The organism is Elusimicrobiota bacterium (genome assembly GCA_041658405.1).
Lineage (GTDB): Bacteria > Elusimicrobiota > UBA5214 > JBBAAG01 > JBBAAG01 > JBBAAG01.
On sequence record JBBAAG010000115.1, the window covers coordinates 1 to 6133 of the forward strand.

At 42.6% G+C, this 6133-nt stretch carries 8 protein-coding genes; 7 read left to right on the forward strand and 1 reads right to left on the reverse strand.

All coding sequences use genetic code 11. The features are described from left to right. From WC955_12740 to WC955_12770, 7 genes are all read left to right on the forward strand, one after another. A partial coding sequence (locus tag WC955_12740; protein ID MFA5859921.1) for a Tat pathway signal protein occupies positions 1-765 on the forward strand: 765 nt, incomplete at its 5' end. 6 nt (positions 766-771) lie between these two features. Next, positions 772-1713 (forward strand): Tat pathway signal protein, encoded by a 942-nt coding sequence (locus WC955_12745; protein MFA5859922.1) that lies wholly within the window; start codon positions 772-774, stop codon positions 1711-1713. Between the two features lie 65 nt (positions 1714-1778). Next, positions 1779-2306 carry a 5-(carboxyamino)imidazole ribonucleotide mutase gene (gene purE, locus WC955_12750; protein MFA5859923.1) on the forward strand — a complete coding sequence of 176 codons (528 nt, stop codon included), beginning with the start codon at positions 1779-1781 and terminating at the stop codon, positions 2304-2306. After that, positions 2303-2863 carry a bifunctional pyr operon transcriptional regulator/uracil phosphoribosyltransferase PyrR gene (pyrR, locus tag WC955_12755; GenBank protein MFA5859924.1) on the forward strand — a complete coding sequence of 187 codons (561 nt, stop codon included), beginning with the start codon at positions 2303-2305 and terminating at the stop codon, positions 2861-2863. Before purE ends, pyrR begins: the two co-directional genes overlap by 4 nt. Continuing rightward, complete coding sequence (locus tag WC955_12760; GenBank protein MFA5859925.1) at positions 2863-3813, forward strand: aspartate carbamoyltransferase catalytic subunit; 951 nt, start codon at positions 2863-2865, stop codon at positions 3811-3813. The genes pyrR and WC955_12760 overlap by 1 nt, the downstream gene beginning before the upstream one ends. Before the next feature lie 16 nt (positions 3814-3829). Further along, the gene (locus WC955_12765) at positions 3830-5122 is read left to right on the forward strand and encodes a dihydroorotase (GenBank protein MFA5859926.1); all 1293 of its coding nucleotides are present in this window, start codon (positions 3830-3832) and stop codon (positions 5120-5122) included. Further along, on the forward strand, positions 5119-5556 hold the full coding sequence (locus WC955_12770) for a DUF3795 domain-containing protein (protein ID MFA5859927.1): 438 nt from the start codon (positions 5119-5121) through the stop codon (positions 5554-5556). The genes WC955_12765 and WC955_12770 overlap by 4 nt, the downstream gene beginning before the upstream one ends. Here the strand turns inward: WC955_12770 and WC955_12775 are convergent. Next, a partial coding sequence (locus tag WC955_12775; protein ID MFA5859928.1) for a FlgO family outer membrane protein occupies positions 5525-6133 on the reverse strand: 609 nt, incomplete at its 5' end. The genes WC955_12770 and WC955_12775 overlap by 32 nt on opposite strands.

Here is a 6133-nt window from a genome sequence, read left to right on the forward strand (position 1 = left end):
TGTAATATGTTAATCATCGACGTCGGGGATGCTGTAAAATATGAAAGCCATCCTGAGATTTCAGTACCTGGTGCATGGGATAAGAAAAAAGTTAAAGCTGAACTAAAGAAAATACGTGAGCTCGGGATGATGCCGATACCAAAACTAAACTTTTCTGCGATGCACGACCCGTGGCTGGGGCAGTATTCTTATATGTTGTCTACAGATATTTATTATAAAGTTACCAGGGATTTGATTGACGAGTGTTGTTCACTGTTTGGAAAACCTAAGTATTTCCATCTCGGGATGGATGAAGAGAATATGAGTAACCAGCGGTTTCTCCGGCATGTTCTTATTAGGCAGTACAATCTGTGGTGGAAGGATCTTTATCATCTCCAAAAATGTGTGGAAGATAATAACTCGCGTGCTTGGGTGTGGTCCGATTATCTTTGGGATCATCCAGATTGGTTCCTAAAAAAAATGCCGAAGGATATTCTCCAGAGTAACTGGTATTACCGCAATAAGTTTAGTGATGATATTCTCGGGGTAAAATCGTACCGTACACTTGAGGAGCATGGGTATGACCAGGTGCCGACCGGGAGTAATTATTCATGTCCTGAAAATATGGAGATGACTGCGGAGTATTGCTCAAAGATTATTTCACCTGAAAGGTTGAAAGGGTTTATGCAGACGCCCTGGCATCCAACGCTAAAACATGAAAAAAACCATCTTGAAGCCGCGGCGGTATTGTTGGGGAAAGCTAAAAATATTGTGGAAGGGAAATAAAATATTATGATTTGGTCATATCTGATACACTTGAGTTTCAACATGTGGGTTGACTGGAATAATCCTGACTTCCAGAGGCCGCATATTTCTAAAGAAAATAAGTTTAGGACTGACGAAAAAACGTGGGATGCTACTGTCGAGGCATTAGCGAAAAACGGGTGTAATATGCTGCTTATCGACGTTGGGGACGGGGTTAAGCTTGAGAGCCATCCCGAGATCGCGATTCGCGGTGCATGGAGTATAGATAAGTTCAAGAAAAAAATTGATGCTATCCGCGCGTTGGGTATCACTCCAATACCGAAATTAAACTTTTCAGCAACACACGACGCGTGGATGGGTAAGTATGCGCATATGGTGTCTTCGGATATCTATTACAAAGTAGTATCAGAAATTATTGAAGAAGTGGGTGATATCTTCGGCCAGCCGGAGTACTTCCACCTCGGGATGGATGAAGAAACTCTGGCGCATCAGAAGTATCAGGAGTTTATTGTTATCCGCCAGTTCGGATTATGGTGGAAGGATTTGTATTTTTATATTGACTGCGCAGAACGTACCGGCGCACGGGCATGGGTGTGGTCAGACTATATATGGAAACACCCGGAGATGTTTGTAAATAAAATGCCGAAAAGTGTCCTTCAGAACAACTGGTATTATAGTTTGTATTTCGATGTTAATACTGCACCTGAACCGTATAGGACTTATGTAGCAGCGTATAAAAAGTTGGAGGACGCAGGGTATGAACATGTCGCAGCGGGGAGTAATTATTATAATGATACTAATATGCAGATGACTGTTGAGTATTGCGCTAAGAATTTGAATCAAGGGTTGTTAAAAGGTTTTATGCAGACACCGTGGAGGCCGACTCTGCCGGAAGTTAAGGATAAACTTATCTCCGCAGCGGATCAGCTTGGCGCAGCGAAAAAGTGGTATGAGAGTAATGTGAAGTAGTAATTTTTTTTATGTATATAGATGTTTGACAATAACGGAAGGGTTTACTAAAATACAATCCCAAGATGGAAAACGTAAGAGTAGTTATAATACTCGGCAGTGATTCTGACCTAAAAATAGCGGCGGATGCAACCGCCACGCTTGAACAGTTCGGTATTCCAAACTACATCACTATTGCCTCAGCGCATCGTACACCCGCACGGGTGGTTGAGCTCATACAAAAGTATGAAACTTCAGGGGCTAAGGTGTTTATCGCGATTGCAGGACAGGCAGCGCATTTACCCGGTGTTATTGCTTCTTACACAACCCTACCCGTGATCGGTGTTCCAATAAAAAGCGCGGCTGTTGAAGGGCTTGACGCATTACTTTCTATTGTCCAGATGCCGGCAGGTATCCCTGTTGCCACAGTGGGGATAAACAACGCAAAGAACGCGGCATTACTCGCAGTATCGATTCTTGCGGTGGATGATAAAAAGTTGGCAATAAAACTTGCGGACTACCGCAAAAAAATAGGGAAACAGGTTGAAGAAAAAGCTATAAATCTTGATAAACTGGGTTATGTAAAATATATAAAATCGCAGGTGAAGAAGTGAATACTCAAACCACGTTGGTGATGAAGAAAAAAGAAATTCAGCGTTCCATCCGGAGGTTAGCGAATGAAATTATTGAGAATAATGGTGAATTAAGCACTCTTGTGATTATAGGTATCCGTACTAGGGGTGAGTATATCGGCCGCAGGATCGTTGAAGAAATTAGGAAAATTGAGGAAATTAATGTTCCATTTGGGATTATGGATATAACGTTTTACCGTGATGATGTACTTGGTAAACTAAACAAAATAAGTGAGCATCCAGTAGTTAAGGGTACGGATATTATGTTTGATATCACAAAACGTACTGTTGTGCTGGTAGATGATGTGTTGTATACCGGGCGTAGTGTACGCGCAGCATTGGATTGTTTAACCGATCTTGGACGTCCCAAACGTGTGCAGTTAGCGGTACTAATCGACCGTGGGCATCGGGAGTTGCCAATTCAGGCTGACTTTGTCGGGAAAGTTGTGCAGACAAAAGAACAAAATGAGTATGTGTCTGTTAAACTCGCAGAAGTTGATGGTGTGGATAAAGTAGAACTAATTTCAGGGAAGAAATGATGGTAAGGTTAATAAGTAAAGACCTTCTTGGGCTTGAGTACCTGTCAAAACAGGAGATCGAGCTTATACTCGATACCGCTAAACCGTTTAAAGAAATATTTACGAGGTCCATAAAAAAAGTTCCAACTCTCCGCGGGAAAACTATTGTGCTTTTGTTTTATGAAGCGTCAACACGTACACGCACGTCATTCGAACTTGCAGCGAAACGGTTAAGCGCTGATACCGTAAATATTGCGGTGGCTACTTCCAGTGTTGTAAAAGGTGAATCACTGGTGGATACCGGTAAAACTTTAGAGGCAATGAAAGCTGACTTCGTGGTCATCCGTCACGGGATGTCCGGAGCGCCGCATTTACTCGGGCGGACAATCAAAGCGTCAGTGATCAACGCGGGGGATGGCTGGCATGAACACCCAACCCAGGGGTTGCTCGATATTTTTACAATCCGTGAAAAAATGGGGTCTGTTAAAGGAAAAAAAGTTGTGCTCGTAGGTGATATACTTCACAGCCGTGTTGCACGGTCAAATATATGGGGCCTCACAAAACTTGGTGCACGGATTACCGTCTGCGGGCCGTCAACGTTAATACCGGGATATGTTGAACAAATTAATGGCGTGGAAGTTGAGTATAACCTGGATAAAGCGATTAAGTCAGCAGATGTGATTAATATATTGCGTATCCAGCTTGAACGGCAGAAAGAAAATTTGTTCCCGTCAATCCGTGAGTACAGTTTATTGTATGGTATTGATGAGGAACGGTTGGCGTTAGCTAAGAATGACGTTATTATTATGCATCCCGGCCCAATGAACCGCGGGATTGAGATAACGTCAGATGTTGCGGATGGTGTAAATTCTGTTATTTACGAACAAGTGACTAACGGTATAGCGGTACGTATGGCAGTACTGTTCCTTCTTGCTGGAGGGGAAACTGCTACCGCGGATGTTGTAGAGTAAATCGAAGGGTTAATTTATGAATAATGATATATTACTGAAAAACGGTACGGTGGTAGATCCGGTTAACCGCGTTAACGCGAAACTTGATGTTTATATCTCCGGCGGGAAAGTTAAGAAAGTTGGGAAGTCAATCTCCGTGCCTCCGGGTGATACAACAACAGTTATTGATATTACCGGCAAAATAGTTATCCCCGGCCTAGTTGATATGCACACGCATTTGCGTGAACCCGGAGAAGAGGATGAGGAAACTATTAAGTCCGGAACACGCGCAGCTGCAGCTGGTGGTGTGACAACCGTGTGTTGTATGCCAAACACGCATCCTGTTACTGATAACCAGGCGGCAGTAGAGTTTATACTTCTCAAAGCTAAGAATGAAGGCGTGGTGAATGTTCATCCTATTGGCGCGGTGACTAAGAAACAGGAAGGTATAGAGATCGCGGAAATCGGTGAACTAAAAAAAGTCGGGGTGGTTGCAATTTCGGATGACGGGCATTCAATCATGAACGCACAGGTTATGCGCCGTGCGTTGGAGTACGCAAAAATGTTTGGGTTGCCCTTGATTGCGCATTGCGAGGATATTGATCTTAGTGTTGATGGTGTGATGAATGAAGGGTTTACCTCCACAAAACTTGGGCTTAAGGGTATACCAAGCGAAGCTGAGGAAGTAATGGTTTCCCGTGACCTTATGCTCGCGGAACTAACTACCGGTATACTGCATATCGCGCATGTAAGTACCGCAGGGTCGGTTGAGCTTATACGCCAGGCGAAACGGCGCGGGGTGAAAGTAACAGCAGAAACTGCACCGCATTATTTTACGCTTACCGACGAGATTGTTGAGAAGTATGATGCAAACGCTAAGATGAACCCTCCACTGCGTACCGCCGCGGATGTTGCAGCAATAAAAAAAGGTATTGCGGATGGAACGATAGACTGTATCGCAAGTGATCATGCGCCGCATACTGATGAAGAGAAGAATAAAGAGTTTGGGTACGCACCGTTTGGGATTATTGGATTGGAAACAATACTGCCGTTGACTATAACGTATCTTGTGAAAACTAAGGTGTTATCTTTATCCGATGCTGTGAAGAAGCTGGCAGTAAATCCATCAAAAATACTTGGGCTTAACCGCGGAAACATTAAGCCTGGAAGCGTAGCGGATATTACAGTTATTGATATCAATACTTACCGTAAAGTAGATAAAAAGTTTGTATCACAGAGCGCGAACTCGCCGTTCGTCGGGTTCAACCTTACTGGCTATCCCGTACTTACCATCGTTAACGGGAAGATTGTGTATCAGTACAAGAAGTGATACTGCCTGAATCGTTAACCCCAAACCTTGTCGCGCCCTGCGGGATGAATTGCGGGATTTGTCTTAACATGTTCAGGGACGGTAAGTGTGAAGGTTGTAACGGTGATGAACGTTTAAAAACTCCGGCTTGCGCACGCTGCAGGATAAAAAAATGCGGGAAACTTAAAGTAACTAAATCAGGGTTTTGTTATGAATGCAATATATACCCTTGTGCACGGGTACAGCATTTGGATAAACGGTATCGCACAAAGTACGGGATGAGTATGATTGATAATCTTAGTTACATAAAAAAATACGGGCTCGATAAGTTCGTGAGGTACGAAAAACGAAGATGGAAATGTCCTTCCTGCGGGGAACTGCTTTGTGTGCATCGCGATGTGTGCCAGTTTTGCGGAAAAAAAATTACCATTCGTAGTAATTTATCAACCGATTAGATATCCTCTCGGCTACTGATGAAAGATCTAATTCTGATAGGCATGAATCTGATAATGTTGCGATCACTTTACCACTTTGGCATTCAACCAGTCTTAAATTAACTGTTATGCGTTTCTGTGTTGTAATACTACCAAATATTATTATGTCTGTATCAAGAAGATCTCCAATCTTCTTTAGTTCAGATTTATTTACTAGGCCCGAGAGAGATAAGGATTGTTCACCAAGGATTTTTTTGATTTCTTCTCTTTCAACAATGTTGAATAAATTGTTATTGTCTCGTATGAGTCCTGCCACGAAGTTGTGCCAAAATACCTTGCCCAATTCTTTTGTCTTAGCTATTTCTCCGATGTTTTCAAATTCTGCAACGGTAACTCCAATCTTTTGTTTGTTTTTTTCGGATTGAGATACCAATAGTCTTCTTTTATTAAATGTAAGTTTCCCTTCGGTTTCTGCAACACTAAGTTTATGATTCAATTTTACAGCCATTTCATTAACGCTTTTATCCAATAACCCTACCCATAATTCAGCAGCTTCTTTAGACTCTAGATTCTGAGGTAGATGCATTCCTTCTTCTAG

Bases quoted from the DNA above. Each gene is read 5' to 3' on its own strand.
- WC955_12745 (MFA5859922.1), top strand. From the start codon at position 772: ATGATTTGGTCATATCTGATACACTTGAGTTTCAACATGTGGGTTGAC.
- WC955_12765 (MFA5859926.1), top strand. From the start codon at position 3,830: ATGAATAATGATATATTACTGAAAAACGGTACGGTGGTAGATCCGGTT.
- WC955_12760 (MFA5859925.1), top strand. From the start codon at position 2,863: ATGGTAAGGTTAATAAGTAAAGACCTTCTTGGGCTTGAGTACCTGTCA.
- purE (MFA5859923.1), top strand. From the start codon at position 1,779: ATGGAAAACGTAAGAGTAGTTATAATACTCGGCAGTGATTCTGACCTA.